Genomic DNA, 25,923 nt, shown 5'->3' on the forward strand with positions numbered 1-25,923 from the left:
GGCCCGGTGCCCGCGGGGGCGGGCCCGGCCGGGCTGGGGGCGAGGGCGGGGGCGGGGATCGGTCGCGTGGGCGATGCCCGCGGGTCGTCGGCTGGTACTCGGGCGACGACCGCGGGTGCGGGAGCGGGGGCCGCCGGGGCCGCGGGCGCCGCGCAGGGAGTTCCTCGGCGCCGGGGCGAGCGGATCACCTCCGGTGGACTGCTCCGGGCGCTTGTCCGGTACCGTCGCCGCGACCGGACCGGACACCCTCCCGGGTATGAGTCCGTATGAGACTTGTGGCGCAGTCCCGGTTCGTCTTGAGGGGGACGCGCCGTGCAGGCCCGGCCGCCGAGACTGGAGAACATGAACCGCCGCCCGATCGTCGTTGCCGCAGCCGCCGTGGGAGTGCTTGCCACCGCCGCATTCGCGCTGCCCCAGCTGCCCGATCTGCCGCCCGGCCTCGTGGCCGACAAGATTGACAGCAAGGTGTACAAGGAGGCGGGCGAGCGCTTCGCGAGCGCCGCCGACGCCCCCGCACGCGAGCAGGCGCCGTTCTCCCTGCCGTCCTGGATACCCAAGGACGCCAGCGACGTCCGTGTACGGATAGGCACGAGCGGCGAGGCCAAGATGATCCGGTTCACCCTCGGCGCGACCCCGCTGGATGCCCCCCAGTGCGACACGGGCACGCCGAAGCCGATGGACGCCCCGGCTCTGCACGCAACGTGGTGGCCGGACAGCCTGCAGGAGGGTGCGCGGGCCGAGTGCCGGGGCACCCACCAGTACCAGGTCGCGGTGCGCGGCAAGCAGGTCTACGCCTGGACGGACGGCACCCCGTCCCCAAGCTTCGCGGAACCCCGGGACGACGCCGCCCCCGCGCCCCGGACCCAGGGCTGACCACCCCGCCCCGCCTGCCCCCGGGTGTTGCGCAGACCGGGCAAGCCCGCCCGCCTCTGGCCAAGCCGTGGGCGCACCGGTCCGGGCGAGCCTGTGGGGACCCTGGGCAAGCCGGGTACGGGGGCTGAACAAACCGGTGCGCTCGGAGCCCGGGGCCCGGGGCCCGCCGGCAGGGATGGGGGCCGGTGGGAGTGCTGGCAGGTTTTGACACGGTCGGCGTCGGTGAGGATCCGAGCGACATCGATCCCAGCGGCATCGAGCCGGCCCGTCGCAGCGTCAATGCGGACGGTGCTGCAAGGACTCCCGTGCGGTCTCCAACAGACCCCGGCGGCCGGCCTTCGCCTTGCCCCCCTCGACAGGGGGCCGCGCCGTGGCCGTGATGGGTCTGTGTGAACGGGCTACGCGGCTCCTGGCAGCCTGGGGGTGTCAGACGGGTTCGCTACCTTCACCCCATGTCGATCACCGCACAACTGACCGATTCGGTGAAGCTGCCGAACGGGGCCGAACTGGTCAACGGCTTCGCCTTCGAAGGCCGGGGGGACGCCGCGCGCCGCGCCCTCTTCCACAACGGGCACGAGCTGGAGGTCTACGACCTGTACGAGGTCTTCTCCGGGGAGCGGGCGCCGGCCGTCGTGTTCCCGGTCCCGTGGACGGGCTGGGACCGCGGCGTCGACTCGGTGAGCCCGGACGCCACGTTCGCGGTCTTCTCGGGCCAGCGCGCGGTCCGGGCCGTCGGCTCGGACGGCAAGCAGCTGTGGGAGTACCGGCACGGCTGCTGGGGACCTGAACTCGGCCACCCTCACACAGGGGACGAGCAGGAAGTGTGCCGAGGGCTGGAACACGGCTCCTGCCGGGTCTCCGACGACGGCCGGCTGGTCTGGGCCCACGTCGTGCACGGGGCGGACGAGTACGACTGGCAGGAGTACTGGGTCGTCCTCGATGCTCGGGACGGACATGAACTGGCCCGGCTACCCCTGGGCAGCGCGGCCTCCGGATCCCATCACGTCTCCCACCCAGATGGCCTCCACATGGGGCTGTGTATCGGCATGGGCCAGGACGGCATCCTGCTCCACTGGGCGCGCTGGGACGGCAAAAGCCTGACGAGCTGGGACGTCAATGAGGGCCTGGACCGCATCCTGATGGACGTCCACAACGGGCTGGAGGGGTTCCTGACGGTCGAGCACGATGGAGCCGACCTGAGGTTGCACGCTCTGGACGGAGCCGTGCTCGCCGAAGGGGAGCCCGAGTCGGGCGACGACGAGAACCCGGCCGGCTGGGACCACTGCGGCGGTTTCGTCGACACCGAAACCATCATCGCCTCCACCGTCGATTCCGAGGAGGAACCGGACAGGGCCCGCCACTGGATACTCGACGCCCGGACGCTCCGCGTACGAGGAGGCATCTCCTATCCGACCGGTCCCATCGCCAGCTATGCACGCCCTCTCGGAGACGGCACCTGGCTCACCTACGACACCAGGAACGGAACACTCGATCGCTGGACCACAGCAACCCCATGAACCGCGTGACAAGCGCACGGTACGTACTGAACGCCACCGTCACCGACACCACCGGCAGCGGCTTCCTCTCCGTGGCACCCGACCCCAACAGCCGCGAGCAGTACCAGAACGGCACCGCCACCCCGCCGGCACGTCCGGTCTCGTCCAACCTGAACTAGACCACGAGCAAGACCGTCGCGAACCTCGTCCAGGCTCCCCCGGCCCAGGGCGGCACGGTCGCCTTCTGGAACCAGGGCTGGGAAGACATCGACCTGATCGTCGACTTCCTCGGCCACTACGGCACCGACTGATCCACCACACCTACCGCCAGGCCAGCACCGCAGTCGGCTACGGCTGCGCAGCAGACCTGGTCGCTGAGGGCCACCTCGCCGCCCTCAGCGACCAGGTCCACGGTCGCCCTTGCGGTAGTACTCCACCGACCGCCGGCTCACCCCGAGCTCGGCGGCGACCGCGGGGGGCGTCTTGAGCTGCTTCAGCAGAAAGCCGATCTGGCCCTTCAGGCTCTTGGGCGGGGCCTTGGTAAAGGCCTTCCTGGTCGGCACGGAGAATGGCGTCCTCGATCTCTCCCACAGCGATTTCTCCCCCGCCAGCATCAGCAAGGCCACCGGCCGGCCCGTGGGGACTCGGTTTTGCTTCTGGTCCCCGGCTACAGGGGGGCAGGCCCTGACGCTTCACCGGCCTGGTCCCGTGACCGGCAGGCGTCGCCGACGACCCCGCGGTCAGGCCGTCGCAACCGCGGCTTGATGGGTGCGGGCCCGCATGCGTGCCGCGTCTGCGCGCGGAGGCGCGCCGAACTGCCGTTTGTACTCACGGCTGAACTGCGAGGGGCTGTCGTATCCCACGCTGGAGGCGACTGCGGTCACATCGTTCGGGCGGCGGGCCAGCAGCAGCCGGGCCGCCTGCAGGCGGATCTGCTTCTGGAACTGGATCGGGCTCATGGCCGTGACCGCCTGGAAGTTCCGGTGGAACGCGGAGGCGCTCATCCCGAAGGACCGGGCCAGGTCTTCGACGCGGAAGGCCTCGGCGTAGTGGTCGCGGATCCAGCCCACGGCTCGGGTGATGTGGGTCAAGCCACTGTCCGCCAGGCCGAGCTGCCGGACGGCTTCGCCCTGCTCCCCCGTCATCAGCAGCCACAGGATCTCGCGCTTGGCCAAGGGGACGAGCACCCGGCGGTCGCGCGGCCGATCCAGCAGGCGCAGCAGCCGCACGATCGCGTCGATCAGCTCTCCCGGTGCGTCGCTGATCGTGATCCCGGGCCGGACCGACCGGGTCGAAGGGGGCAGGTCGCCCGGCCCGGCCTGCAACATCAGCTCCGCGATGACGGCCGGCTCCAGCGTCATGCCGAAGCCGAGTTCGGGTCCTTGGGCGATGCGTCCGACCACCGGCAGGTCGGCCGAGGTGACCAGGTACTGGCCGACGCCGTACTCGTACACCCGCTCTCCGAGCGCGAGCCGCTTGGCCCCCTGGGCGATGACCGCGAGCATGACGCCGGACATCGCGTACTCGGGCTCGGCGCCCGGTTCGGCTCGGCAGATCCGGACGCCGTCGATGGCCGTGCTCAGATCGGGCCGCGCATGGCGGCTCAGCAGGTCGCGTAGCTCGTCGAGGGACATGCCCCCATCTCACCACGCGGCCGACATGATCCCCCTGGCTGGAGCAGGATCGTGCAAGGACGCGCACGGATCGGGCGAGTTCCCGCCGTCGGGTCGGGTGGGAGGGGGCGGGGCCGCCGGGCGGCTACGCCCCGGTCCCCTGCTCCTCGTAGTGGGCTATCAGCCGGCCGCGGGCGATGGCGTGAAACCGCAGGTGGAATCCCACCAGGGCCGGAGTCGCGTCCGCATCCAGGCCCAGGTTCTCGCGGTCGACGGCGTACACCGTGAACACGTACCGGTGCGGGCCGTCCCCTTCCGGCGGCGCTGCCCCGCCGAAGTCCCTGCTGCCGTAGTCGTTGCGCACCTGCACGGCGCCGGCGGGCAATCCTTCGAAGCCTCCGGTTCCGGCCCCCGCCGGCAGCTCGGCGACATCCGCCGGTATGTCGAAGACCGTCCAGTGCCAGAACCCGCTGCCGGTCGGTGCATCCGGGTCATAGCACGTGACCGCGTAGCTGCCGGTACCGTCCGGGCCGGCCGACCAGCCGATCTGCGGCGAGGAGTTGCCCTTCGCGTACACCTGGGCATCCGGGAGGGGCCCGCCGGCGGTCAGGTCCGTGCTGCTCACCGACAGCTCCGGAACCGGCGGGTGGAAGTCGTGCGGCAGCGGACGCCGTAGCACCTGATCACTCAACTTCTTCGTCCTTCTTCGTGTCTGTGCAGGGGTGTTGTCCCGGGGACCCGGGGGCACGTCCCCATCGGAGCACGGATCCGGCGGGAGGTGGATGCCAGCGGGAGGATCATGCAAGAACGCGCGATCTTTACCCGACACGATGCGCGGGTGCCGCGTCAGGGCACGGCGCCGAGAGCCGGCAGCAGCGGGCCACGGGTGTTGGCGGCAGGACACGAGGCGCTCGCTTCGCAGGCTTCGACGACGACCCGGCCGACCTTGACCGCCGGCCTCTCCGTCACCCCTGGTTGATCTTTTCGCGGCGGGGTAGCCAAGCCCCATGGCCCTCGACAACACCTCCACCCCCACCACGACCGGATACGTACAGCCCGGCATCGACGTCCGGGCACTGTCCGCCGTGCTCGACGGCGAGTACGCCGAGATCCGCGCTCTCGTACGGAACAACCTGTCCAGGCACGCCTCCCTTCTCGAAGAAGCCGAGGAACTCGGCCTCGACGCGTTCCGCGAGCGGGTGCGGGAGGTCGTGGTCGAGATGGCCGCGACGGGGCAGACCGGCATGGGGTTCCCGGCCTCCTACGGCGGTGGCGGCGACGTCGGTGCCTCGATCGCCGCGTTCGAGACGCTGGCCTTCGGCGATCTGTCGGTCCTGGTGAAGGTCGGCGTGCAGTTCGGTCTCTTCGGCGGCGCGATCCTGCACCTGGGCACCCAGCGCCATCACGACGCCCACCTGCCCAGGCTGATCACGGGCGAGCTGATGGGCTGCTTCGCGATGACCGAGACGGGGCACGGCTCCAACGTCCAGGCGCTCGGCACGGTCGCCCGGTACGACGCCGCACGCCAGGAGTTCGTCATCACCACGCCCGGCGACGAGGCGCGCAAGGACTACATCGGCAATGCCGCCCGCCACGCCGAGCTGGCGGTCGTCTTCGCGCAGTTGGAGGTGGCCGGAGAGTCCCACGGCGTGCACGCCTTCGTCGTGCCCGTCCGGGTCGGCGGCGAGCCCGCGCCCGGCGTCCGCATCGAGGACGACGGCCGCAAGATGGGGCTCAACGGCGTGGACAACGGCCGGATCCGGTTCGACGACGTGCGGGTGCCGCGCGAGGCGCTCCTCAACCGGTTCGCCGACGTCAGCCCGGAGGGCGTCTACGAGAGCTCGATCGACAACCCCCACCGGCGGTTCTTCACCATGCTCGGCACGCTGGTGCAGGGCCGGGTCAGCGTCGGCGGCGCCGGCATCAGCGTCGCCAAGGTCGCCCTGGCGGTCGCCACCAAGTACGGCGTGCGGCGGCGGCAGTTCTCGGCGGCCCCGGACGCCGAGGAGCAGGTGCTGCTCGACTACGGCCTGCACCAGCGCCGGTTGCTGCCGCTGATCGCCCGGACGTACGCGCTGCACTTCGCCCAGGACGGGGTCCGTACACAGCTGCACGAGGTCTTCTCCGGCATCACGGACGACGCCGAGGAGCGGCGGCGCCTCGAGTCCCGCGCCGCCGGGCTGAAGGCGCTCGCGACCTGGCACGCCACGCGGGTCGTCCAGGAGTGCCGCGAGGCCTGCGGCGGCGCCGGATACCTCGCGGTCAACCGGTTCGCCGCGCTCAAGGCCGACAGCGACGTCTTCACCACCTTCGAAGGCGACAACCACGTCCTTCTGCAGCTCGTCGCCAAGGGGCTGCTCACCGATCAGGCGAGCGCGTTCGAGGACCTCGACCAGGCGGGCATGGTCCGCTTCGTCACCGGCCTCGCCGTCGAGACGCTCCTGGAGCGTACCTCCGTCCACAAACTGCTCGAGCGCGTACGCGATCTGCTGCCCGGCGGCGAGGAATGGGACCGGGAGGCCGGACTGCTCGACTCCGACTACCAGCTCGCCATGGTCCGCTTCCGGGAGGAGCACATGCTGGCCGGCCTCGCCCGCCGGATCAAGAACGGGACCGACCAGAAGCGCGACCCGGGTGCGGTCTTCTCACAGGTGCAGGACCATGTCGTCGCGCTCGCCCGCGCCCATGTCGAGCGGCTGGTGACCGAGGCGTTCGTCGAGAAGGTCCGCGCCATGCCCGAGGGCGACGAGAAGGCCGCGCTGGCCTTGCTGTGCGAACTGTTCGCCCTGTCGACGATCGAGGCGGACCGGGCCTGGTTCATGGAACACGGTCGGCTGACCGTGCAGCGCTCGAAGGCGATCAGCCGCGAGGTGAACGACCTGTGCCGCAAGGTCCGACCGCTCGCGCTCGACCTGGTCGACGCCTGGGGCATCCCGCCCGAAATGCTGCGCGCGCCCGATCTCCTGGGTTGAGCCGAGCGGGCCCGCGGCGCTGCGGCGGGGCCACACGAGCTCGGTGCGGTTTCGGCGGGCGATGATCGCGGCCGCGCGACGAGGGGCGCCCCTTGGCGCCCATGAGCACCTCGAAGTTCTTGTGGATCACCCGGAGCCTGGCGCCTCGACGGGCCGACCACCTGGTCGTACAGCTCAGCTGAGCCGAGACCTGGTACGACAGCTCGTCGAGCCAGAGAAGAGGCGACGTGGCTGCTGCTCTGACCTCTCCGATGTTCTCGACCATGGAACGAGAACATCGGAGAGGTGTTCGGTGCAGTACTCAGCGATGTCCAGGCCGGTCCAGCCCCGGCAGCGGGCAGGACTCCCCACCTTCTTCCTCGTCATGAGCACATCAAGGGCTCCAGGTCCCAGACCACGGCGAGCACCCGTTGAGGCGGCCGCCGGCCATGGCGCGGATCCCGCATGTCGCTGACAAGGGCCCGGCCCTGTTCTCGGTCCGGACCCCTCAGCGCGTGCTACTCCTCGCTAGTCCACGGGGCCGGCGGGGTGGAAGTTGATGCGTTCACGGATGACGGGGAAGCCGGCCTTGGCGAAATTCGCGGCCATGGGGAAGTTGCCCTGGTCCGTCGCTCCGCTGACGAACTCCGCGCCCTGCTCGACGAGGAGGTGGGTGCACTCCGCGAGGAGGTCGTAGGCGTAGCCGCGACCGCGTTGTTCCGGGACGACTCCGATGAAGCCGATGGTCGGGCCGGAGGGGTTGTGGGCCGGGATGTGGATGCCGGCCAGGTCGCCCTCCGGCGTGTGCGCGATCTGCCACCACTCCCGTGGGGAGGGGCACCAGTGGAAGAAGTCGAGTTCCTGCTGAGCGGCATGGTCGAGGCCGCCCTCCTCGATGGCCCTGAGGGCGTGGGCGTCCAGGGTGATGGAGTGGATGCGGCGCAACGCGTCGAAGAACACGGTGTCGTCGGGTTCGGCGCTGAAGCGCAGGCGTCCGGGCCGCTCGGGCAGACCTCGCTGCGGGGTCCAGCGGTACAGGAAGCGTTCCACCAGGAGTTCGTACCCTGCGGCTCGCGCGGCGGCGAAGCGCGCCTCGGCTGCGGCGCGCAGGTCAGTCGCTTCGCGCCAACCGGCGGGCAGGTTGATCTCGAGTTCGACCCGCCAGGGGGCGGAGCGAAGGAGTTCGGCCCCGGCCTCCTCCTCGCCCTCGGCCACGTCGAACCAGTTGATGTTGACAGGCTCCGGGTCGTCGGGGCCGCCCCACCACGCACCGCGTGCGACGACCTGGCCGTCGCGCAGAGCGACGCGCTTCCAGTCGGGGCGGAACCGGGTACGCCGATGGCTTTCGCCGGCGCCGAGAGGGTCGGGGTGCGCGTCGAAAAGATGTGCGTCGCTCGCGGAGAGCGCGCGGATGACCGTGTCGGTCATGGATTCCTCCGGGATACAGGCTGCTTGAAAGCGCTCCCGGTCAGGACTGACGAACGACGCCGGGACAGCGGAAGAGGGAGCGCTGGAAAGGTGTGAACTGCACGGCACTCGCCTCCTTCCGGTCGTCTCAGGGCGTGAAGCCGCACAGTACGTGTTCTTCCTCGGATCCGTCCACGGATTTCCGCGCCACTGACTTGGGTCCGTTACGGAGACAGCTGCGGCAGCCGTCGGGAGGTCGTTCTTCCGGGCGTCCGCGAGTGTGGTGAGGGGGTGCGACGGCGGCGTAGGACTCGGAGCTGAAACCGCGGACCACGATGACCGTGGAGGGTGTCCTTCTCCCCGGCGACGTACACAGCGTGCGGGCCTCAACTGGACACCGGGGCGGGAAGGCCACAGGGTCCACCTGGCCGTGCCGGGCGCCGCAACCGGTGCACCTGTCCCACCCCGGCACTAGGCTGCACGGCATGTCCGCGAACCTCTCCTTCACCTTCCGCGTCACCTGCATCGAGGACGAGGCCCAGGCGCAGGCAGTGGTTGAGGAGCTCCGGGAGCTGATGCGCGACGAGAGCATCGGCGGCCAGGTGAGCATCGGCGTCGTTGGGGAGCGCGGCGGGCACGTCGTCAGCGGCCGGACCGACTTCCCGGTCTCCGTAAGCCGCGCCCACCTGTGGTGCCCGGAGTTCGAGAAGTCCCTCGCCTGGTACGCAAGGGAAGCCGCGCCCTCCGCGACGTGCGCGGTCGAGTGGAGCCACCCGGACGAGGAACTCGGACGCGGGGCCGGCCACTGAGCCGGGCCGGGAGTGCCGGGTCGCTCCAGGCTTCGGCACCCGGGCCGTCCTGCGCCGAGGAACCAGCCGGGGTGGTCGCCCGCGTCGGCGATGCGGCGGCCGGTGGCATGCCTGACCACAGCCCGACAGGGCGGTAGGTACACGCATTCGGCGTTTCACCCGGAAGGTCCCCCGGCGGGAGGGCGGCCGAGGTGACTGTCCGTACATGCGTTTGGCATCGGCCGGACGGGGCTAGGCGTAGAGCTGCGGGTGGTGGTCTTCGCGGAGCGGACGGTCACGGGGCTGCCACCGGGGACGCTCCTGAACCGCATCGGCGTCCTGCTTCGAGAGAGGAAGGCTCCATGACCAACGTGCCACCGGCCACCACCACCGATTCGGGCGCGCCCGTCGAGAGTGACGAGCACTCGCTCACAGCGGGTCCCGGCGGGCCGATCCTGCTCCAGGACGCCTACCTGATCGAGCAGATGGCCCAGTTCAACCGGGAGCGGATCCCCGAGCGGCAGCCGCACGCCAAGGGCAGCGGCGCCTTCGGCCACTTCGAGGTGACCCATGACGTCAGCGCCTACACCAAGGCCGCCGTCTTCCAGCCGGGCGTACGCACCGAACTGCTGGCCCGGTTCTCGACCGTCGCGGGCGAGCGCGGGAGCCCGGACACCTGGCGCGACCCGCGCGGTTTCGCGCTGAAGTTCTACACCAGCGACGGCAACTACGACATGGTCGGCAACAACACGCCGGTCTTCTTCGTCAAGGACCCGATGAAGTTCCAGCACTTCATCCGCTCCCAGAAGCGCCGCGCCGACAACAACCTCCGCGACCACGACATGCAGTGGGACTTCTGGACCCTCTCCCCCGAGTCGGCCCACCAGGTGACCTGGCTGATGGGCGACCGCGGGATCCCGCGTACCTGGCGGCACATGAACGGGTACACCTCGCACACGTACATGTGGATCAATGCCGCCGGTGAGCGGTTCTGGGTGAAGTACCACTTCAAGACCGACCAGGGCGTGGAGTTCTTCACGCAGGACGAGGCCGATCAGATGGCCTCGGCCGACACCGACTACCACACGCGCGACCTGTTCGAGCACATCCGGGACGGGGAGTTCCCCAGCTGGACCCTGTACGTGCAGGTGATGCCGTACGGGGAGGCCGAGGGGTACCGGTTCAACCCGTTCGACCTGACGAAGGTGTGGCCGCACGGCGACTACCCGCTGATCCGGGTCGGCCGGATGACGCTGGACCGCAACCCCACGGACCACCACGCGGAGATCGAGCAGGCAGCGTTCCAGCCGAACAACTTCGTCCCCGGCATCGGCCCGAGTCCGGACCGGATGCTGCTGGGCCGACTCTTCTCGTACGCCGACGCGCACCGCCACCGCATCGGCGGGAACTACCAGCAGCTCCCGGTCAACGCCCCGGTCGTGGACGTGCACACGTACTCCAAGGACGGCGCGATGGCCTTCCGGAAGACGGCCGACCCGGTGTACGCACCGAACTCCAAGGGCGGTCCGGCGGCCGACACCGAGCGGTACGGCCGGCCGCCGAGCTGGGAGACCGACGGGGCGATCACCCGCAGCGCCTACGTGTCGCACGCCGAGGACGACGACTGGGGCCAGGCGGGCACGATGGTCCGCGAGGTCCTGGACGACGCGGCCCGCGACCGGCTGGTGGAGAACGTCGTGGGGCACCTCCTGAACGGGGTGACCGAGCCGGTCCTGGAGCGCGCCTTCCAGTACTGGTCCAGCATCGACAAGTCGGTCGGCGAGCGCATCGCGCAGGGTGTACGCGCCAAGGCGGCCGAGAAGGACCCGAAGGCGGCCCAGCAGGGCAACCCGGCGCGGAGCAGCATGCAGGGCAGGGCCTGAGCGTTCGCGTACGGATCTGCTCCGCGGGCGCGCGGACCTGAGCGCGGCGCCGCAGCCCGGTGCGGGCGGGCCCCACCGTGCCTTTCGGCTGTCCGGCTCTGGCGAGCTCGTGCTGGTCGACCTGAGCTGCCGGCCCAGGAAGTTGGTCCGCCCCTTCAGGTGCCGGGCGGCTCGCGGGAGGTCCGCGACAGCACCGAGCAGGCCGGATGAGCCGCCGAGGACGCGCGGACGGAATCTCTCGCCGCACGTGGGGAAGCCGAGGGATATGAGACCCGATTCGGCAGGCCGGGTCCGACGGCCGGGATGAGCTGCGCGCGGGCGAGGGAAAGCGCCCGCCGTGTCCTGGCCGAGCAGGGCGCGCCCGCGGCCCTCACCGACGACGTGCTGACGGTGGTGAGCGAACTCGTCTCCAACGCCGTGCGGCACGCAGGAGGTGTCACCGGCTTCCACATCACCGTCCGGCGCAGCCAGGTCGTCATCGAGGTGTCCGACGGCTCCGCGCTTCTGCCGCACCTTCGGCTGCCCTCCCCGCACACGCCCGGCGGCTTCGGATGGCGCGTGGTCAAGACCCTCGCCCCATCCGCCTTCGTCCGCTTCAACCACGGCGGCAAGACATCACCGCGACCATCACCGCCTCTTGACCCGACGGCGTTGTCAGTAGCCGATGCCGGCACCGGGCAGGCGCCTTGGGCCTTGCACGCCGCACACACGCGGCCGGTGGTGCCCCCGGGACGCGGGTGCGCACCACCGGCCGGTTTTTCAGGCTCGGGTGTAGCCGCCGTCGGCGAAGAGTTCGGCGCCGGTGACGAAGGAGGAGGCGTCCGAAGCCAGGAAGAGGGCGGCTTCGGCGATTTCCTCGGCGTCGGCCAGCCGCCCCAGGGGCACGACGGCCTCGGCGAACCGGTCGGCGTCCGGTCCCGCGGCGCGCAGGAGGGCAGGGGTACGCGTGGGTCCCGGGCTGAGGACGTTGACCCGGAAGCGGCGCTCCCGTGACTGCCGGGCCCAGTTGTGCACGAGGTTGCTCAGCGCCGCCTTGGAGGCGCTGTAGACCTCGAGTTGTTCGTTGGGCCGCAGGCTGTTGCTGGAGCCGATGACCAGGATGGAGGCGTTCTCCGCGAGCAGCGGGAGCGCCTTTTGAACGGTGAAGAGCGGGCCCTTGACGTTGACGGCGAGCGTCAGGTCGACGTTCGCCTCGGTGTGGGCGCCGAGCGCGGCGTCCGCGACGATTCCCGCGTTGGCCACCAGTACGTCGATGCGACCGGCCTTCTCGCCCACTCGGGCGTAGAGCGCGTCCAGGTCGGCCAGGACAGAGACGTCGGATCGCACGCCGGTGGCCGCCGGGCCGATTTCCTTGACCGCCGCTTCGAGGCGGTCGGTGTCCCGGCCGGTCACGAAGACCCGTGCGCCCTCCCGGACGAAGCGGTGGGCGATGGCCAGCCCGATCCCGCTGGTCCCTCCGGTGATAACGGCGACCTTCTCCTGCAACACGCCTGGCATGGCGAACCCCTTCAGTTATGGAATAGATCGTCCACAACCTAGGCGGTAATGGACGATCGAGTCAAGAATGGGTAGGCTGAGGCCATGGCGAGACCACGCGCATTCGACGAACGCCAGGTCCTGGACCGGGCCCGGGAACAGTTCTGGACGACCGGCTACGCAGGAACCCGGATGGACGACATCGCCCAGGCGACCGGCCTGGGCAAGGGCAGCCTGTACGGCGCGTTCGGCGACAAGGGCAAGCTGTTCCACCGCGTGTTCGGGGACTGGTGCACCGCCGTCGTCGAGGTGGCCGAAGGGCAGCTGGCAGGCGGCCCGGATGCAGAGGCCCTGGCCCGGCTGTCGGGGTACGTGCACCTCATGGCGGAGAACACCGCCTCCGACACCGAACGCCGCGGCTGCCTGTTGGCCAAGGGCGCGGCAGAACTGGCACAGCACGACCCGATGGTCGCCGCACGGTCGGCCGAGACCATGACGAAACTGCTGACCCTGCTCCAAACGGAGATCAGCGCCGCCCAGCGCCACGGCGACATCGACAGCACTGCGGATCCGGAGCGGCTGGCGGCACTGCTGCTGACCATGGTCCGAGGCATCGAGGCCGTGGGCAAGGGCGGCCTGGACCCGGAAACACTGCGAAACATCGCAGACACCGCACTGGCGGTCCTGCCCAGGCCCAAGGGGTAGAAAAGCCTCGCAACCGGGCACAGCCCGGCCCGGGAGAACCGACTCGGCTCCATCACGGCCACACGATCGGCAGGTTCAGACAGCGAAAAGGCCAGATCTGGGCCCACCGGCCGTGGCCGGCCCCGGCCGGTGAAGCGACTTCAGCGCAAAGCGATGGGGAACGCCGGTCGGATCGGACCGCCGGGACGGGCGGCCACCGAAGCCTTCTTCACACGGCCGTGCCGGGACTGCGTGAGCCCCTCGAAGGGGTCAGTCCAGGAGCGCGGTGGCCTCGACCTCGACGAGGACGTCCGGCTCGAAGAGGTAGTCGACCCCGATGAGAGAGGCCGGGGGCAGGGGAAGCCGGAGGCCGATCTCCTCGGCGACGGCCTCCACGCCGGCCATGAAGTCGCCGATTTTCTCGGGGCTCCACCGGGTCACGAAGAAGGTCAGACGCAGCACGTCCGCGAACGACGCGCCCGCGCCCTCCAGCCCGATCGCCGTGTTGCGCAGCGCCTGGGCGACTTGCCCGGCCAGATCATCGGGTGCGACCGGAGTTCCATCGGCCTGGCGTGCGATCTGGCCGCTGACGTGCACGTGCCTGGCCCCGGTGCCCACGGCGACGTGGTGGTACGGGACCGGCTGCAGCATGCCCTCCGGGGTGAAGTGCCGAACAGTCATGGGTTGCTCTCCTCCGCAGTAGGTATCCGTAAGCTACTTAGTGGAAGAAGGACACTTCAACGAGACCAGGTTTCGCCATGGATACCGCCGACGAACTCCGCATCGACGCCCCGCACCGCGAACTGCTCGACCAGATCCTCGACAAGTGGTCGCTCAGCGTCCTCAACGAGCTCTGCGAACGCCCGTGCCGCTTCAACGAACTGCGCCGGGCCATCCCTCAGGTCACGCAGAAATCGCTGACCGCGACGCTTCGGCGCCTCGAACGCAACGGCGTGATCGAGCGTGAGGTCGTCTCCACCCGTCCCGTGGCGGTCCGGTACCGGATCTCCCCCCTCGGCAAAACCCTCCGGCCACCCGTCGAAGTACTGCTGGCATGGGCCTCACAGAACATGCCCGCCATCGAACGCGCACGCGAAAGATTCGAGAACCGGGAAGAAGAGGGCAGCTTCTGACTTCTCCCGGGGACCGGTCCGGCGCGGTCGGCGGGGAGCGACGGCGCCCGGGCGGTGCGCACGGCCCGCCGGTCCACACGACGGATCACCTGCAGGAGCGCGGTCTCCTGGGGTCGCACAGGGGACCGTGGTCATCCCGTCGTGGTGCGTGTAGTCGACGTCCACCGTGGTGACCGGAGCTAGCCGCCAGGGCCGCACCACCTCGTCGGAGTCGCTGCGCCGCGCGCCCGGGCGCACCGCGGCCCGGCCGCCCCGCGGCCCGGCGGGCGCCGGTTCGGCGAGGGCGGGGCCGCTCCGGCCGAGCGGGCGTACTCGGTAGGGGTCTGGCCGTATTGCTTCTTGAAGGCCCGGGTGAAGTGACTGCCGTCCGCGAACTGCCAGTGTGCGGCGAGTTCCGAAATGCTCAGGCGCCCTGACGGTGAGACGAGGGCGAGCCGGGTCAAATCGGCGAGCGCGGCGCCGTGCACCGGTTGGATGCAGGCGTCGACCACCCCCTGGCGAGCTCCGGTGGAGCAGGGATCACCCCGTCAGGGGTCTCCGCGTCGGCGTCGGTACCGGTGCCGGCGCCGGTGCCTCAGCGCCATGCGCGTGGCAGGGCGGTCGGCGAGGACGCACGACGAAGGACCCAGTCCCGGTCGGAATGGAGACCTCCCGCGGCGGGTTGATCAGCCCTGCGCCGCGGTCGCCGCGGTCACGTTCTCGATCACGAGGCCGAGTTTGGTCTCGGCCCGGGTCAGGTCCTGGATGCGGGCGGCAATGCGGTCGCGTTCGACGATGAGCTGTTCGAGCATGGCGGGGGTCGCGACGCCGGTGCTCACACACGGCAGGAGTTCGACGACCGTGCGGCTGGAGAGGCCGGCCGCGAACAGGTCCTGGATGAGCTGGACCCGCTCGAGGGCTTCCTCGGAATAGTCACGCTGCCCACCGGGCGTCCGCGCCGATTCCAGGAGCCGCTGTTCCTCGTAGTAGCGCAGGGCCCGCACGCTGACCCCTGACCGCCTGGCAAGTTGTCCGATGCGCATGATTCAGGCCACTCCCTTTCCACCCATACCTCACGCTGACGTCAGGTTCAGGCTAACAACACCGGATCCGGGGACAACGCTTGCGGCCGATCCCACCCGAGGGCACACGGTGTCATCCCCCGGCCGGAAATGGGGACTTGCACCTCACGTCAACGTCAGGTTCTACAGTGACAAGCACCCGAAGAACACGTCATTTCGGCCCGTCAAAGTAAGGCAGACCACTATGCGCGCAGCCCGGTTCCACGCATACGGCGGAGCGGAGAGCCTGGTGATCGAGCAGGCCCCCGACCCCCACCCCGGACCCGGTGAGATTCGTGTCCGCGTCGCGGCGGCCGGCGTGAATCCCATCGACTGGAAGCTGCGCTCGGGCGCCCTGCACCCGATCTTCCCCCTGGACCTGCCCGCCATTCCCGGGCGCGACGCCGCCGGTGTGGTCGACGAGATCGGCTACGGGGTGCGGGGGGTGAGCATCGGCGACCGGGTCTTCGGGCTGGGCGGCATCACCGGCGCGAGCGCGGAACTCCTCGTCCTTTCGGCCTGGGCGCACACCCCCGCCACGTGGAACGACGAGCAGGCCGCGGGCGCCGGTCTCGCCTCCGTGACCGCGATGAGTGGGCTCGACGCGCTCGGCCCCCTCGCCGGCCGTACCCTCCTCATCGAGGGCGCCGCCGGAGGCGTGGGCAGCGCGGCGGTCGAAATCGCCGTGGCACGAGGTGCCGGCACCGTGATCGGGACGGCCGGCGCACACAACCACGAGTTCCTCACCTCTCTCGGCGCCGTTCCCACCACCTACGGCCCCGGCCTCGCACAGCGCCTCACCACCCTCGCTCCGCACGGCGTCGACCTCGTGCTCGACACGGCGGCCTCCGGCTCCCTCGACGACCTCGTCGCGATCGCGGGCGACCCGAAGCGCGTCGCGACGGTAGCCGACCATGCGGGCGGGCAGCGCCTGGGCACGCATGTGGCCAACGCGGTGAACGACTCCGCCCTCCTGTCCGCGGCAGCAGAACTGGGCGGTCAAGGCCGCTACACGCCCCGCATCGAACAGGCCTACCCCCTGGAGCGGATCGCGGACGCCCACGCGCACGCCGAGCGCGGACGCACCCGCGGAAAGATCGTGATCCGCATCTGAACAGGCCCACAAGGCGCACAAGTTGCCGGGTGCGGTGCTGGTCATCTGGTCCTCCCCTGCTCATGAGCCGAGGTGGGTTCCCTTTCTCAGGCATCCGTAAGAGCGCGGTCCCCAGCGACTCTCTAATCCTCGCCTCAGGTTGATCGGGGACGATGAGCGGCAAAAACATCGACTGGAAGGGGGACCGGCGTGCGGATAATGATCGCGGATGATGACGTGGCCATCCGTGAGTCGCTGGAGCGGGTGCTCCAGGTCGAGGGTTACGACACCAGCACCGTCACCAACGGTCTCGCCGTACTCGACGGGTTCGGTGGGGCCGGCGGTGACACGCTGGATCTGCTGCTCCTCGACGTGATGATGCCCCGCCTCGGCGGGTTGGAGACCTGCCGGCGGTTGCGGGCCGCGGGTCGGGATCTGCCGGTGCTGATGCTGACCGCCCGTGACCAGGTCTCCGACCGGGTCGCGGGGCTGGACGCGGGCGCCGACGACTACTTGCCCAAGCCGTTCGCCACCGAGGAGTTGCTGGCCCGGGTGCGGGCCCTGCTGCGCCGGCGCATGCCGACCGACGAGGAGTCGCAGATCCTGTCGTTCGCCGACGTCCGGCTCGATCCCGACAGGTTCGAGGCGTGGCGGGGCGGGCGGCCGCTGCGCCTTACCCGGACCGAGTTCTCCCTCCTGCAGGTCCTCGTGAGCAACGCGACCCGGATCTTGACCCGCGACGCGCTTTTCGAGGCGATCTGGGGCTTCGGCATGAGTTCCACCGCCAACAACCTGCAGGTATACGTGAGCTACCTGCGCCGCAAGATGGAGGCCGAGGGTGAGCCGCGATTGATCTACACGCTGCGCGGCCTGGGATACACGTTGCGGGAGACTCCTCCGTGAGCGGGCCCGCCGGCCGGGAACCTCGCCGGCTGACTCGATGGTGGCGCCGGCGGTCCCTGCGGACCAGGCTGACGGTGATCTCGGCGACGGCCATCGCGGTCAGTGTGTTCGCGGCCTTCCAGGTGGCCAGCGAGCTACTGGACTGGGAGTTGCGGGACACCGCCGAGAATCAGCTACGCGCCGACTCCCGCGTCCTGGCGACGAGCGCGGAGCGCGCCGGTCTGGCGCAGGTCCAGCTACCGCCGCATCCCGGTCCCGGATCCGGTCGGCTGGTGCGCGTCATCCTGCCCGACGGCTCGGTCCGGACGCCGGCCGGCCAACCCGCGCTGCCCCCGGTCAGCGAGCACGCCGGGCGCGTGGCGCAGGGCGTGTCGGCCGACCTCATGGAGTCGAACGACAGCGACGACGACGGCTACCGCATCTACACGCTGCGGGCGGGCGGCGGCGCGGTCCAGGTGGCCCGCACTGTCGACGACAGCCCGATCAACCGGTTCGGGTTGGGCATGCTGCTGATCGGGCTGTTCTGCGTGGTCGGCGGCGCCCTTGTCGGGCGGACCGTGGCGCGGACAGGGCTGGCACCGATCGACCGGCTGACCGCCGCTGCGGTACGTGTCGCGCACACCCAGGATTTCGACGCCGACATGCCGGACGAGGGCGGTGGGGAGATCCGGCAGCTGATCCAGTCGATCAACGACATGCTCGCCGCGCTCCGGAACTCCCGGCGGGCCCAGCGGCTGCTCGCCGAGGACGCCGCCCACGAGCTCAAGACCCCGCTCACCAGCCTGCGCCTCAACGTCGAGCTGCTGATCCGGCTCGATCGGCGCGGCACCCTGGACAGCGCACTGCCGGCGGAGAGCCGGACCCGGCTGCTCAACGATCTCGGCGCCCAGGTGGCCGAGTTGAGCACCCTTGCCACCGAGCTGACCGACCTGGCGCGCGGTGACGCCAGCGACGAGAGCACCGAGGTGCTCGACCTCGCCGACGTGGTGGTGGCCGCCGCGACCCGGGCGCGTTCCCGCATGCCCGACATCGAGGTCACGCTCGATGTGACCTCCGTGTGGGTGAGCGGACGTCCCGCCGCGCTCGAGCGGGCGGTGCTCAACCTCATCGACAACGCCGGCAAGTGGTCCCCCGCGGACCAGCCGGTCCAGGCCAGGCTCCGTGCCGAGGGTGCGTCGGCGGTGCTCGAGGTCGACGACGCCGGGCCGGGCATCGACGCCGCAGACGTACCGCGGGTGTTCGACCGGTTCTACCGTGCCGACAGTGCCCGGGCGTTGCCGGGATCCGGTCTGGGGCTGTCGATCGTGCAGCGGGTCGTCGACGCCCACGGCGGCCGGGCCACCGTCGCCCGCTCCGCACGCGGTGGCGCGCTGCTTCGGGTCGACCTTCCGGCCGCGGCCCCGCCCGACCCGTTCGCGCGGCTCACCGCCGGGGAGGACACCGCGATGAGCTGACCCGCCCCGGCGGTGCAGCGCAGAACAAGGGACGGCGGTCCTCCGGCATGGCCCCGCACGGCTCACCGTCGGGGCAGGACACCGCGATGCGCCGACCCCAGCCCCGGCCCCGGCGCGTGGCGCAGGACCGAAGGGCGGCGGTCGCGGGCCCGTGAAAATCCGGGACGGGCCTGGGCCCGTCCCGGAACTCGTCCGTGCCGCCGCGCTCACCGTTGCAGCGCGGGCTCCTCGTCGTCGGCGAGCGGCTGTTGAGCGTCCGGCAGCCCCGCCGCTGGACGGGACAGCCGGCTCGGCCACCACATCCGCCGGCCGATCAGCAAGGTGAGGGCGGGCACCAGGACCGACCGCACGAGCAGGGCGTCGAGCAGCACGCCGAAGGCCACCAGGAACCCGACCTCGATCAGCATCACCAGCGGAAGGGTGACGAGGACCGCGAACGTGGCCGCCAGGACCAGGCCTGCCGAGGTGATGACGCCACCGGTGGCTGAGAGGGCCTTGAGCATGCCCTCTGTGGTGCCGAGACGCACGGTCTCCTCCCGGGCCCGGCTGGCCAGGAAGATGTTGTAGTCGACGCCGAGCGCCACCAGGAACAGGAATGCCAGCAGCGGCACCGAATGGTCGACACCCTTGAACCCGAGGATCGTGTCGAAGACGAACACGCTGCCGCCGAAGGCTGCGGCGAATGAGACGATCACGGTGGCCATCAAGACCAGCGGGGCCACGATCGCGCGCAGCAGCAGCCCGAGGACGATCAGGACGACGGCGAGCACCAGCGGGATCACCAGCTTCTCGTCGCGCTGGGTGGTCACCTCGGTGTCGAGGTTCTCCGCACTCGGCCCGCCGACGATCGCCTCGGCCCCGCTCACCGCGTGCACGGCGGTGCGCACCCGCTTGATCGTGTCGTACTCTGCGACGGTGTCCGGCGCGTCCTTCGGGAACACGGAGATGTTGGCCCAGCCACCGCTGGTCTGCTCCGGGATGGCCAGGGCCACACCGCGAGTGTCCCTGACGATGTTGAGCACCTGCTGTTGGTGCGCCGGCCGCGTGAAGATCGTCATCGGCTGGCCGCCGAGCTCCGGAAAGTGCTGGCGCAGAACGGTGAAGCCGGTGACCGACTCCGGCGCGGAGAGGAACTGGTCCTGTTCCCGTAGGGAGCCGGTGTTGCCCGCCAGCCCGAGGGCGAGCACGCCGAGGACTCCGAGCGAGCCGAGCGTCGCCACCCACCGGCGGCGGCTGATGGCGGTGCCGAGCCGTCCCCACAGCCCCGGCTTCTCCTCCACGGCCGTGCTGAACCGCGGGATGGCCGGCCAGAAGATCCTCCTGCCGAGTACCACAAGCACCGCCGGGAAGAGCGTCAGCATGGCCAGCAGAGCGCACAGGATGCCGGCCGCACCGATCGGGCCCAACCCGCTGGTGCTGTTCAGGTCCGCGACGAGCAGGCAGAGCAGGCCGGCGACCACGGTGGCCGCGGACGCGACGATGGCCGGCGCCGCGCCGCGTAGCGCGTGGACCATCGCGACCCGGACGTTCTCATGGTGGTGCAGCGTCTCCCGATATCGAGCGATGAGCAACAGCGCGTAGTCCGTGCCGACGCCGAACACCAGGATCGTCAGCAGCGCCGAGTTCTGGTCGTTGACCACGATGCCGAAGCCCTTGACGAGCAGGTAGACGGTCCCCATCGCGGTCAGTGCGGCCGCGCCGACGGCCATCAGCGGGATGATCCACAACACCGGGCTGCGGTAGGTGAGGATGAGCAGGAGCGTGACGACGACGATGGTGGTGAGGAGGACCTGCACGTCGATGCCGTCGAAGACGGCATCCATGTCGCCGTCGATCGCAGCGGGGCCGGTGACGTCGAGTTCCAGGCCGGAGGGGCGGTCCTTCGCGGCGTCACGCAACGGGCCGACGATGTCCTCCGGTGCGCCGTAGGTCGTGCTCACCTCGAGGGTGAACATCATTGCCTTGAGGTCGGTGGAGGGGGTCGTCGGTGAGCCCTCGTCGTCCTCGCCGGCGGCCGCCGTCGTCTTCGGCGGGTACCGCTTGGCAAGGGTGTCGTAGTGGCGCTCGACCGTCGCGCGGTCGGCGTCGGTCATGCCGCCGGCGCGGTGGTACACGAAGACGAACGTGTTGTTGTCACCGCCGGGGAGAGTGTCGTCCAGCACCGCCACCTTGGTGGACTCGGCACTGGCCGGCAGGGTGTCCACGGCGCTGTCGGTGGTGACCGAGCTCAACTTTCCGCTGAGCGGCACCATGCCCGCCGCCAGCACCAGCCATAAGCCGATCACCAACCATGGCACCCACCGGCCTGCCAACCGACCGGCCGGCGCTTCCCCGGACGGCGCTGCGTTGACTGCCATCATGGCCTCCTACATACGGGTTGCATCGCGTCTCTGGACGCCTACTTCCTACCGAGCGAACCTGAGACGACTGTTAGAGGGCTTTATGCGAGTTTTCGCCCGCTTCCCAGCTCTTCACCGAGGGGACGGCTCGTGGTCTGCAGGACCTGGGCGGGACGGGCCTGGGTGATACCGGTCGCCTCGCGCAGCCGGGCGCGCTCGGCCGGCGGCAGCATCCCGGGCTCACCGGTCAGCAGGGCATCCACGGCCGCGAACAGCGCGTCCTCGGTTGGCACCCTGCCACGCCTCAACCTCGGATGGATGTGTTCGGGACGCACGAGGGGGTGTGGTGGAGGGCGTCAGCCAGTGTCCGGTGCCACCAAAGGCTGAGCGTTGTCCCGAAGGTTGATGGCCACTAGGTTCGTGCCACCGAAGTTGAGTGACGGGAATTCGGAGCGGTGCGTGTCCTCGTTGGATGAGTTGCGGGCCCTGCTGGGCGAGCCGGCCCACTGGCAGTCCAGCCCGGACGACTGGACCGAGGTCGAACAACACACAGGAGCCGCTCTGCCCAGTGATTTCAAGGCGTTTCTCGACGCCTACGGCACCGGGGTCATCTCCGGCGAGCTGGTTGTCTTCCACCCCCGTGGCACAAGCCCGCTCCTGGAGCGCATGCGCGAGACCCATGGAGTCTTCGCCGAGCGCCGGGACAGGGCCCTCGGCCGCGGCGACACCGAGCACATCCCGTATCCCTTCCACCCTGAGCCCGGTGGGCTGATCTCGTGGGGATACGACTACAGCGGCGACGAGCACTTCTTCCTGCCCTGCGACCCGCATCCGGACCGGTGGAAGATCGTCACCATGGCCCACGGAGAGGGCTGCGAGACCTTCGACGGCCCGTTTTCAGGCTTCGCCCTTGCATTCGTGCGGCGGCTGCTTGATGTCGACCGCTACCACGGCATCGAACCGGAAGCCCTGGAGTTCCTGGAGCCGGAGGACCTGGAGGAATTGGTTACCGCCGGAGAGATCGGCCCCGTCCAGCCGAGCTTCGAGCCGTGCTGAGGCACTCGGCCCCACCGATCCTGCGTTAGCCGACCTCGACCTTGACTACGCGAGCTGCGCGTGGGCGCTTCCGTACGGCAACCGCTCGCACCCGGATCAGCGGGGCAGGATGCGCAGTACTGCCTCGCGTTCGCCGCTGAGCCGCAGGCCCTGCTGTACTGCGGCGTTCAGGTCGAGGTCGCCGAGCAGGGTCGCGGCCAGCAGGTGCGGTGGTCCGGTCAGGGACGCGGTGGGGTGGTCGACCCGGCCGGCGTGGGTGTGCACCGAGCCGTCCTTGACTTCGATGACCAGGTCTTCGTTGCCGTCGGCGTGCAGTTGCAGGGCGATGGCCGGCTGGTCGGGGCGGTGGTCGGTCAGTGCCCGGGCGGGCATGTCCAGCCAGTGGGTGCGGAAGGTTTCGCTGCCGCCCGGCTCACGCAGCAGCGGCAGCCCCCACCGGCTCAGCTCCCGCAGCACCGGCTCCAGCTCTCGGCCGCGCTCGGTGAGGGAGAACAGGGTGGTGGCCACCGGCGGCGGGGCGGCCTGGCGGTGGATCAGGCCGGCTTCCTCGAGGTCGCGGAGCCGGTCGACCAGCAGGTTGCTGGCGATCCCGGGCAGCCCGTTGCGCAGGTCGGTGTGCCGGCACGGACCCAGGGCGAACAGTTCACGGACGATCAGCAGGGTCCATCGGTCGCCGATGGTGTCCAGTGCTTTCGCGATGCCGCAGTACTGCCCGTAGGTGCGCATGCCACCACCCTACATCGTGGCGTTGAGATTCAAAATGCTCTTGTTGACTTTCTCAACAAGGTCGGTCTAGCGTCGCTGCCCATGACCTCCACCCTTTCCGTGCGTCGGCTGGCCTGGGCCGGCGTCGAGATCCGTCTGGGCGACACCCGCCTGCTGATCGACCCGCTCGAGAACGTCGCTCCGCTGGCGCCGGTGATGGGGCCGCCGCACCGGCCGGTCGACCCGGTCGACACCCCGCCCGGCACCCACGCCCTCATCACCCACCTGCACCCCGACCACTACGACCACGACCTGATCGCCCGGATCGCTGCCACCGGCACGATCGGCTGCCACACCCCGAGCGCGGCGGCGCTGCACGAGGCGGGCATCACCCCCGTCGCCCAGGACCTGGGCCGGTCACGCCGCATCGGAGAGCTGACCGTCACCCCGGTGACGTCGCTGGACTGGCGCGGCAACGACTGTGACCAGGTCGCCTGGGTCGTCGAGGGCGCCGGCCGGCGGGTCATCCACTGCGGCGACACCCAGTGGCACGGCAGCTGGTGGCAGATCGCCCGCGACCACGGCCCGTTCGACGTCGCGTTCGTCCCGGTCAACGGCGTCATCGCCCACTTCGAGGGCTACGCGGCCAACGTCCCGGCGACCATGACCCCCGAGCAGGGCGTCGAGGCCGCCGTCGCACTCGGCGCCGGCACCGTCTGCGCCATGCACTACGGCCTGTTCCACAACCCGCCGTTCTACACCGAACAGCCCGACATCGAACGGCGCTTCCGGCAGGCCGCCGCCGAGCGCGGCATCACCGCGGCCGTCGTCGCCGACGGCCGGCCCGTCCTGTGACCAGCAGAAACAAGGAGCAACACATGAAGATCGTCCTGTTCGGTGCAAGCGGCAACATCGGCCGGCCCGCCACCGAGGAACTACTGCGTCGCGGCCACACCGTCACCGCCGTCACCCGGGCCGGCCACGTCGACGGACTGAAGCACCAGGCCCTGACCGTGACCACCGGTGACGTCACCGACGCCGCCGCGGTCGCCGGCCTCGCCGCCTCCCACGACGCCGTACTGTCGGCCGTCGGCCCCCGGATCGGCCAGGAGAACGACCGCGCCACGATCGTCGGTGCGGCCCGTGCGCTGATCGACGGACTCCGCCGAGCCGGCGTCACCCGCCTGGTCACCATCGGCGGCGCCGGCAGCCTGCGCACGCCGAGCGGCGCGCGGGTCATGGACGACCCGGGCTTCCCCGCGCTGTGGAAGGCCAACGCCGAGGCCCAGTCCGAAGCACTCGACCTCTACCGCGGCGTGCACGACCTCGACTGGACCTACGTGTCGCCCGCCGCGGTCATCGCGGCGGGCGAGCGGACCGGGGCCTACCGCAGCGGCGGGGACACCCTGCTCACCGACGACGACGGCAACAGCCGCATCTCCTACGCCGACTACGCGATCGCCCTGGCCGACACGATCGAGAGCACCACCGCGATCCGCCGCCGCATCACCGTGGCGTACTGAGCCATGAGCAACGACGCCGCCGGCCGGCAGACCCGGTTCATCGTCCTGCTCGCAGCGCTCGTGGCCCTGGGACCCCTGTCCATCGACGGCTACCTGCCCGGACTGCCGGACCTCGCCGGCGACCTGCGCGCCGGCGCCGCGGCCACCCAGCTCACCATCACCGCCTGCCTGGCCGGGCTGGCCGTAGGGCAGCTGATCGCCGGGCCGCTGAGCGACACCTACGGCCGGCGGCGTCCGTTGCTGGCGGGCCTCGCCCTCTACACGATCGCCAGCGCGCTCTGCGCGGTGGCACCCGACGTCCGGACCCTCGTCGGCCTGCGCCTGCTCCAGGGCATCGGCGGGGCGTTCGGCATCGTCATCGCCAACGCCATGGTCCGCGACCGCACCTCCGGAACCCGCACCGCACGTCTCTTCTCCGTACTGACGTTGATCACCGGCCTGGCGCCGGTGTGCGCGCCGGTCCTCGGCGGCCAGCTGCTGCGCGTCACGGCCTGGCCGGGGATCTTCGTGGCCCTGGCCGTACTCGGCGCCGTGCTGCTGGCGGCCTCCGCCGCGGGACTGCCGGAGACCCGGTCCGCCTCCGCGTCACGCCGGCCGCTGCCGGCTGTCTTCGGGCAGCTGCTCGGCGACCGGGTCTTCACCGGGTACGTCCTGGCCAACGGGCTGGTCTTCGCGGCGATGTTCGCCTACATCTCCGGCTCGCCGTTCGTCCTGCAGGAAATCCACGGCCTGTCACCGCAGCAGTACAGCGCCGTGTTCGCCGTCAACGCCGCCGGACTCATCGCGGCCGCCCGGATCAGCGGCCGGCTGGTGGCCCGGGCCGGCGCCCGCGTGCTGCTGCTCGCCGGTCTGCTGGGCGCGACAGCCGGCGGCACCACGGTCCTGGGCGCGGTGCTGACACGGGCACCCCTGCCCGTGCTCCTGATCGGCCTGTTCGTCCTGGTCTCCGGCGTGGGCCTGGTCATGCCGAACGCCGCGGCCCAGGCCCTGGCCGACCACGGCGGACACGCCGGGTCGGCAGCCGCTCTGCTCGGCTTCAGCCAGTTCGTGTTCGGCGCGGCACTTGCTCCGCTGGCCGGCGCGGGCGGCGCCACCGACGCCCTGCCGATGGGAATCATCGTCGCCGTGCTGCCGGCGCTCGCTCTGCTCGCACTCGGCGTCCTCACCCGGTCGATGCCCGGTGAGCGCACTCGCGGACCGGTACGCCAAGGACCTGCCGGGCACCGGCGACCGCGCCGGAACATCGATCGCGGACGAGCCGGCATCCGCTGAACCGGGCCGACGGCCGGCGTCCGGCGGCCGGCGTCCGGCGAACAGGGTGATTCCGCGATCAGCGTGACGGACGTACGGCGACGGTCGGGTGCAGCGAGGTGTGGAACGCGTTCCCGCCCGTCCGGGGCACCTGCTCGCATCCCTGCGGCTGCCCGCCTTCGTCGGAGGGCCGCTCTTTCGCCCGGCGCGGCCCGTGGGCCGAACGAGGCTCTCCCGGGCAGGCGAACCGCGGAA

The 25,923-nt window shown here is 70.6% G+C and carries 26 protein-coding genes and 2 pseudogenes; 16 read left to right on the forward strand and 12 right to left on the reverse strand.

Features of this window, described 5'->3' with window-relative positions:
* The first annotated feature begins 342 nt into the window (after positions 1–342).
* From AB0O53_RS24650 to AB0O53_RS24660, 3 genes are all read left to right on the forward strand, one after another.
* Entirely contained in the window at positions 343–873 is a 531-nt protein-coding gene (locus tag AB0O53_RS24650; protein WP_350999298.1) for a hypothetical protein, read from the forward strand.
* A 452-nt stretch (positions 874–1,325) separates the two neighbouring features.
* Positions 1,326–2,390, forward strand: coding sequence for a hypothetical protein (locus AB0O53_RS24655; protein ID WP_365198220.1), 1,065 nt, complete (start codon positions 1,326–1,328; stop codon positions 2,388–2,390).
* Positions 2,391–2,395: 5 nt separating this feature from the next.
* Positions 2,396–2,548, forward strand: a complete 153-nt coding sequence (locus AB0O53_RS24660) for a hypothetical protein (protein WP_350999304.1) — start codon at positions 2,396–2,398, stop codon at positions 2,546–2,548.
* A 231-nt stretch (positions 2,549–2,779) separates the two neighbouring features.
* Here AB0O53_RS24660 and AB0O53_RS24665 read toward each other — a convergent pair.
* The 4 genes and pseudogenes from AB0O53_RS24665 to AB0O53_RS24680 all read right to left on the reverse strand — a co-directional run.
* Positions 2,780–2,960: pseudogene (locus tag AB0O53_RS24665) on the reverse strand (telomere-protecting terminal protein Tpg); the annotation flags it as partial.
* A 149-nt stretch (positions 2,961–3,109) separates the two neighbouring features.
* A complete protein-coding gene (locus AB0O53_RS24670; protein WP_350999307.1) occupies positions 3,110–4,003 on the reverse strand; it encodes an AraC family transcriptional regulator in 894 nt (297 codons plus the stop codon).
* A 124-nt stretch (positions 4,004–4,127) separates the two neighbouring features.
* Positions 4,128–4,673: a YbhB/YbcL family Raf kinase inhibitor-like protein gene (locus AB0O53_RS24675; RefSeq protein ID WP_350999309.1), complete on the reverse strand. Its 546-nt coding sequence runs from the start codon at positions 4,671–4,673 to the stop codon at positions 4,128–4,130.
* A gap of 155 nt (positions 4,674–4,828) precedes the next feature.
* The gene (locus tag AB0O53_RS24680) at positions 4,829–4,951 is read right to left on the reverse strand and encodes a hypothetical protein (RefSeq protein WP_350999311.1); all 123 of its coding nucleotides are present in this window, start codon (positions 4,949–4,951) and stop codon (positions 4,829–4,831) included.
* 38 nt (positions 4,952–4,989) lie between these two features.
* Between AB0O53_RS24680 and AB0O53_RS24685 the strand changes: the two genes are divergently transcribed.
* On the forward strand, positions 4,990–6,954 hold the full coding sequence (locus AB0O53_RS24685; RefSeq protein WP_365198224.1) for an acyl-CoA dehydrogenase family protein: 1,965 nt from the start codon (positions 4,990–4,992) through the stop codon (positions 6,952–6,954).
* A 507-nt stretch (positions 6,955–7,461) separates the two neighbouring features.
* Here the strand turns inward: AB0O53_RS24685 and AB0O53_RS24690 are convergent.
* On the reverse strand, positions 7,462–8,361 hold the full coding sequence (locus tag AB0O53_RS24690) for a GNAT family N-acetyltransferase (protein WP_350999317.1): 900 nt from the start codon (positions 8,359–8,361) through the stop codon (positions 7,462–7,464).
* A gap of 464 nt (positions 8,362–8,825) precedes the next feature.
* Between AB0O53_RS24690 and AB0O53_RS24695 the strand changes: the two genes are divergently transcribed.
* The 3 genes and pseudogenes from AB0O53_RS24695 to AB0O53_RS24705 form a co-directional block, all read left to right on the forward strand.
* Positions 8,826–9,149: a hypothetical protein gene (locus AB0O53_RS24695; RefSeq protein ID WP_365198227.1), complete on the forward strand. Its 324-nt coding sequence runs from the start codon at positions 8,826–8,828 to the stop codon at positions 9,147–9,149.
* Positions 9,150–9,490: 341 nt separating this feature from the next.
* Positions 9,491–11,011 carry a catalase gene (locus AB0O53_RS24700; protein WP_365198230.1) on the forward strand — a complete coding sequence of 507 codons (1,521 nt, stop codon included), beginning with the start codon at positions 9,491–9,493 and terminating at the stop codon, positions 11,009–11,011.
* A 303-nt stretch (positions 11,012–11,314) separates the two neighbouring features.
* Positions 11,315–11,584 (forward strand): annotated as a pseudogene (locus tag AB0O53_RS24705) (ATP-binding protein); the annotation flags it as partial.
* 186 nt (positions 11,585–11,770) lie between these two features.
* On the opposite strand, the gene AB0O53_RS24710 reads toward AB0O53_RS24705, so the two are convergent.
* A complete protein-coding gene (locus tag AB0O53_RS24710) occupies positions 11,771–12,508 on the reverse strand; it encodes an SDR family NAD(P)-dependent oxidoreductase (RefSeq protein ID WP_365198233.1) in 738 nt (245 codons plus the stop codon).
* Between the two features lie 84 nt (positions 12,509–12,592).
* Between AB0O53_RS24710 and AB0O53_RS24715 the strand changes: the two genes are divergently transcribed.
* A complete protein-coding gene (locus AB0O53_RS24715) occupies positions 12,593–13,192 on the forward strand; it encodes a TetR/AcrR family transcriptional regulator (protein ID WP_365198236.1) in 600 nt (199 codons plus the stop codon).
* Positions 13,193–13,441: 249 nt separating this feature from the next.
* On the opposite strand, the gene AB0O53_RS24720 is transcribed toward AB0O53_RS24715, so the two are convergent.
* The gene (locus AB0O53_RS24720) at positions 13,442–13,852 is read right to left on the reverse strand and encodes a RidA family protein (RefSeq protein ID WP_365198238.1); all 411 of its coding nucleotides are present in this window, start codon (positions 13,850–13,852) and stop codon (positions 13,442–13,444) included.
* Between the two features lie 77 nt (positions 13,853–13,929).
* On the opposite strand from AB0O53_RS24720, the gene AB0O53_RS24725 reads away from it, so the two are divergent.
* On the forward strand, positions 13,930–14,304 hold the full coding sequence (locus tag AB0O53_RS24725) for a winged helix-turn-helix transcriptional regulator (RefSeq protein WP_365198241.1): 375 nt from the start codon (positions 13,930–13,932) through the stop codon (positions 14,302–14,304).
* A gap of 179 nt (positions 14,305–14,483) precedes the next feature.
* On the opposite strand, the gene AB0O53_RS24730 is transcribed toward AB0O53_RS24725, so the two are convergent.
* Positions 14,484–14,795, reverse strand: coding sequence for a helix-turn-helix domain-containing protein (locus tag AB0O53_RS24730; RefSeq protein ID WP_365198244.1), 312 nt, complete (start codon positions 14,793–14,795; stop codon positions 14,484–14,486).
* A 174-nt stretch (positions 14,796–14,969) separates the two neighbouring features.
* Positions 14,970–15,326: a MerR family transcriptional regulator gene (locus AB0O53_RS24735; RefSeq protein WP_365198245.1), complete on the reverse strand. Its 357-nt coding sequence runs from the start codon at positions 15,324–15,326 to the stop codon at positions 14,970–14,972.
* Positions 15,327–15,549: 223 nt separating this feature from the next.
* On the opposite strand from AB0O53_RS24735, the gene AB0O53_RS24740 reads away from it, so the two are divergent.
* The 3 genes from AB0O53_RS24740 to AB0O53_RS24750 all read left to right on the forward strand — a co-directional run bounded on the left by AB0O53_RS24740 (position 15,550) and on the right by AB0O53_RS24750 (position 18,794).
* Positions 15,550–16,458 (forward strand): NADP-dependent oxidoreductase, encoded by a 909-nt coding sequence (locus AB0O53_RS24740; RefSeq protein WP_365198247.1) that lies wholly within the window; start codon positions 15,550–15,552, stop codon positions 16,456–16,458.
* A 189-nt stretch (positions 16,459–16,647) separates the two neighbouring features.
* Entirely contained in the window at positions 16,648–17,340 is a 693-nt protein-coding gene (locus AB0O53_RS24745) for a response regulator transcription factor (RefSeq protein ID WP_365198250.1), read from the forward strand.
* Positions 17,337–18,794 carry a HAMP domain-containing sensor histidine kinase gene (locus tag AB0O53_RS24750; protein ID WP_365198252.1) on the forward strand — a complete coding sequence of 486 codons (1,458 nt, stop codon included), beginning with the start codon at positions 17,337–17,339 and terminating at the stop codon, positions 18,792–18,794. The genes AB0O53_RS24745 and AB0O53_RS24750 overlap by 4 nt, the downstream gene beginning before the upstream one ends.
* A 206-nt stretch (positions 18,795–19,000) precedes the next feature.
* Here the strand turns inward: AB0O53_RS24750 and AB0O53_RS24755 are convergent, their stop codons facing one another.
* Positions 19,001–21,151: an MMPL family transporter gene (locus AB0O53_RS24755; RefSeq protein ID WP_365198255.1), complete on the reverse strand. Its 2,151-nt coding sequence runs from the start codon at positions 21,149–21,151 to the stop codon at positions 19,001–19,003.
* A gap of 83 nt (positions 21,152–21,234) precedes the next feature.
* A complete protein-coding gene (locus tag AB0O53_RS24760; protein ID WP_365198258.1) occupies positions 21,235–21,426 on the reverse strand; it encodes a hypothetical protein in 192 nt (63 codons plus the stop codon).
* A 166-nt stretch (positions 21,427–21,592) separates the two neighbouring features.
* Between AB0O53_RS24760 and AB0O53_RS24765 the strand changes: the two genes are divergently transcribed.
* A complete protein-coding gene (locus AB0O53_RS24765; protein WP_365198261.1) occupies positions 21,593–22,189 on the forward strand; it encodes a hypothetical protein in 597 nt (198 codons plus the stop codon).
* A gap of 96 nt (positions 22,190–22,285) precedes the next feature.
* Here the strand turns inward: AB0O53_RS24765 and AB0O53_RS24770 are convergent, their stop codons facing one another.
* Complete coding sequence (locus AB0O53_RS24770; RefSeq protein ID WP_365198264.1) at positions 22,286–22,915, reverse strand: winged helix-turn-helix transcriptional regulator; 630 nt, start codon at positions 22,913–22,915, stop codon at positions 22,286–22,288.
* A gap of 81 nt (positions 22,916–22,996) precedes the next feature.
* On the opposite strand from AB0O53_RS24770, the gene AB0O53_RS24775 reads away from it, so the two are divergent.
* The 3 genes from AB0O53_RS24775 to AB0O53_RS24785 are packed head-to-tail and all read left to right on the forward strand — an operon-like array spanning position 22,997 to position 25,689.
* Positions 22,997–23,749, forward strand: a complete 753-nt coding sequence (locus tag AB0O53_RS24775) for an MBL fold metallo-hydrolase (protein ID WP_350999358.1) — start codon at positions 22,997–22,999, stop codon at positions 23,747–23,749.
* Between the two features lie 23 nt (positions 23,750–23,772).
* Positions 23,773–24,417 (forward strand): NAD(P)-dependent oxidoreductase, encoded by a 645-nt coding sequence (locus tag AB0O53_RS24780; RefSeq protein ID WP_365198266.1) that lies wholly within the window; start codon positions 23,773–23,775, stop codon positions 24,415–24,417.
* Between the two features lie 3 nt (positions 24,418–24,420).
* Positions 24,421–25,689 carry a multidrug effflux MFS transporter gene (locus AB0O53_RS24785; protein ID WP_365198269.1) on the forward strand — a complete coding sequence of 423 codons (1,269 nt, stop codon included), beginning with the start codon at positions 24,421–24,423 and terminating at the stop codon, positions 25,687–25,689.
* Positions 25,690–25,923: the final 234 nt, after the last annotated feature.

Origin of the sequence: Streptomyces erythrochromogenes, assembly GCF_040684695.1 — a bacterium.
Classification (GTDB): domain Bacteria; phylum Actinomycetota; class Actinomycetes; order Streptomycetales; family Streptomycetaceae; genus Streptomyces; species Streptomyces erythrochromogenes_C.

Bases quoted from the DNA above. Each gene is read 5' to 3' on its own strand.
- AB0O53_RS24650 (WP_350999298.1), top strand. From the start codon at position 343: ATGAACCGCCGCCCGATCGTCGTTGCCGCAGCCGCCGTGGGAGTGCTT.
- AB0O53_RS24655 (WP_365198220.1), top strand. From the start codon at position 1,326: ATGTCGATCACCGCACAACTGACCGATTCGGTGAAGCTGCCGAACGGG.
- AB0O53_RS24670 (WP_350999307.1), bottom strand. From the start codon at position 4,003: ATGTCCCTCGACGAGCTACGCGACCTGCTGAGCCGCCATGCGCGGCCC.
- AB0O53_RS24685 (WP_365198224.1), top strand. From the start codon at position 4,990: ATGGCCCTCGACAACACCTCCACCCCCACCACGACCGGATACGTACAG.
- AB0O53_RS24690 (WP_350999317.1), bottom strand. From the start codon at position 8,361: ATGACCGACACGGTCATCCGCGCGCTCTCCGCGAGCGACGCACATCTT.
- AB0O53_RS24695 (WP_365198227.1), top strand. From the start codon at position 8,826: ATGTCCGCGAACCTCTCCTTCACCTTCCGCGTCACCTGCATCGAGGAC.
- AB0O53_RS24700 (WP_365198230.1), top strand. From the start codon at position 9,491: ATGACCAACGTGCCACCGGCCACCACCACCGATTCGGGCGCGCCCGTC.
- AB0O53_RS24710 (WP_365198233.1), bottom strand. From the start codon at position 12,508: ATGCCAGGCGTGTTGCAGGAGAAGGTCGCCGTTATCACCGGAGGGACC.
- AB0O53_RS24715 (WP_365198236.1), top strand. From the start codon at position 12,593: ATGGCGAGACCACGCGCATTCGACGAACGCCAGGTCCTGGACCGGGCC.
- AB0O53_RS24720 (WP_365198238.1), bottom strand. From the start codon at position 13,852: ATGACTGTTCGGCACTTCACCCCGGAGGGCATGCTGCAGCCGGTCCCG.
- AB0O53_RS24725 (WP_365198241.1), top strand. From the start codon at position 13,930: ATGGATACCGCCGACGAACTCCGCATCGACGCCCCGCACCGCGAACTG.
- AB0O53_RS24735 (WP_365198245.1), bottom strand. From the start codon at position 15,326: ATGCGCATCGGACAACTTGCCAGGCGGTCAGGGGTCAGCGTGCGGGCC.
- AB0O53_RS24740 (WP_365198247.1), top strand. From the start codon at position 15,550: ATGCGCGCAGCCCGGTTCCACGCATACGGCGGAGCGGAGAGCCTGGTG.
- AB0O53_RS24755 (WP_365198255.1), bottom strand. From the start codon at position 21,151: ATGGCAGTCAACGCAGCGCCGTCCGGGGAAGCGCCGGCCGGTCGGTTG.
- AB0O53_RS24770 (WP_365198264.1), bottom strand. From the start codon at position 22,915: ATGCGCACCTACGGGCAGTACTGCGGCATCGCGAAAGCACTGGACACC.
- AB0O53_RS24775 (WP_350999358.1), top strand. From the start codon at position 22,997: ATGACCTCCACCCTTTCCGTGCGTCGGCTGGCCTGGGCCGGCGTCGAG.
- AB0O53_RS24780 (WP_365198266.1), top strand. From the start codon at position 23,773: ATGAAGATCGTCCTGTTCGGTGCAAGCGGCAACATCGGCCGGCCCGCC.
- AB0O53_RS24785 (WP_365198269.1), top strand. From the start codon at position 24,421: ATGAGCAACGACGCCGCCGGCCGGCAGACCCGGTTCATCGTCCTGCTC.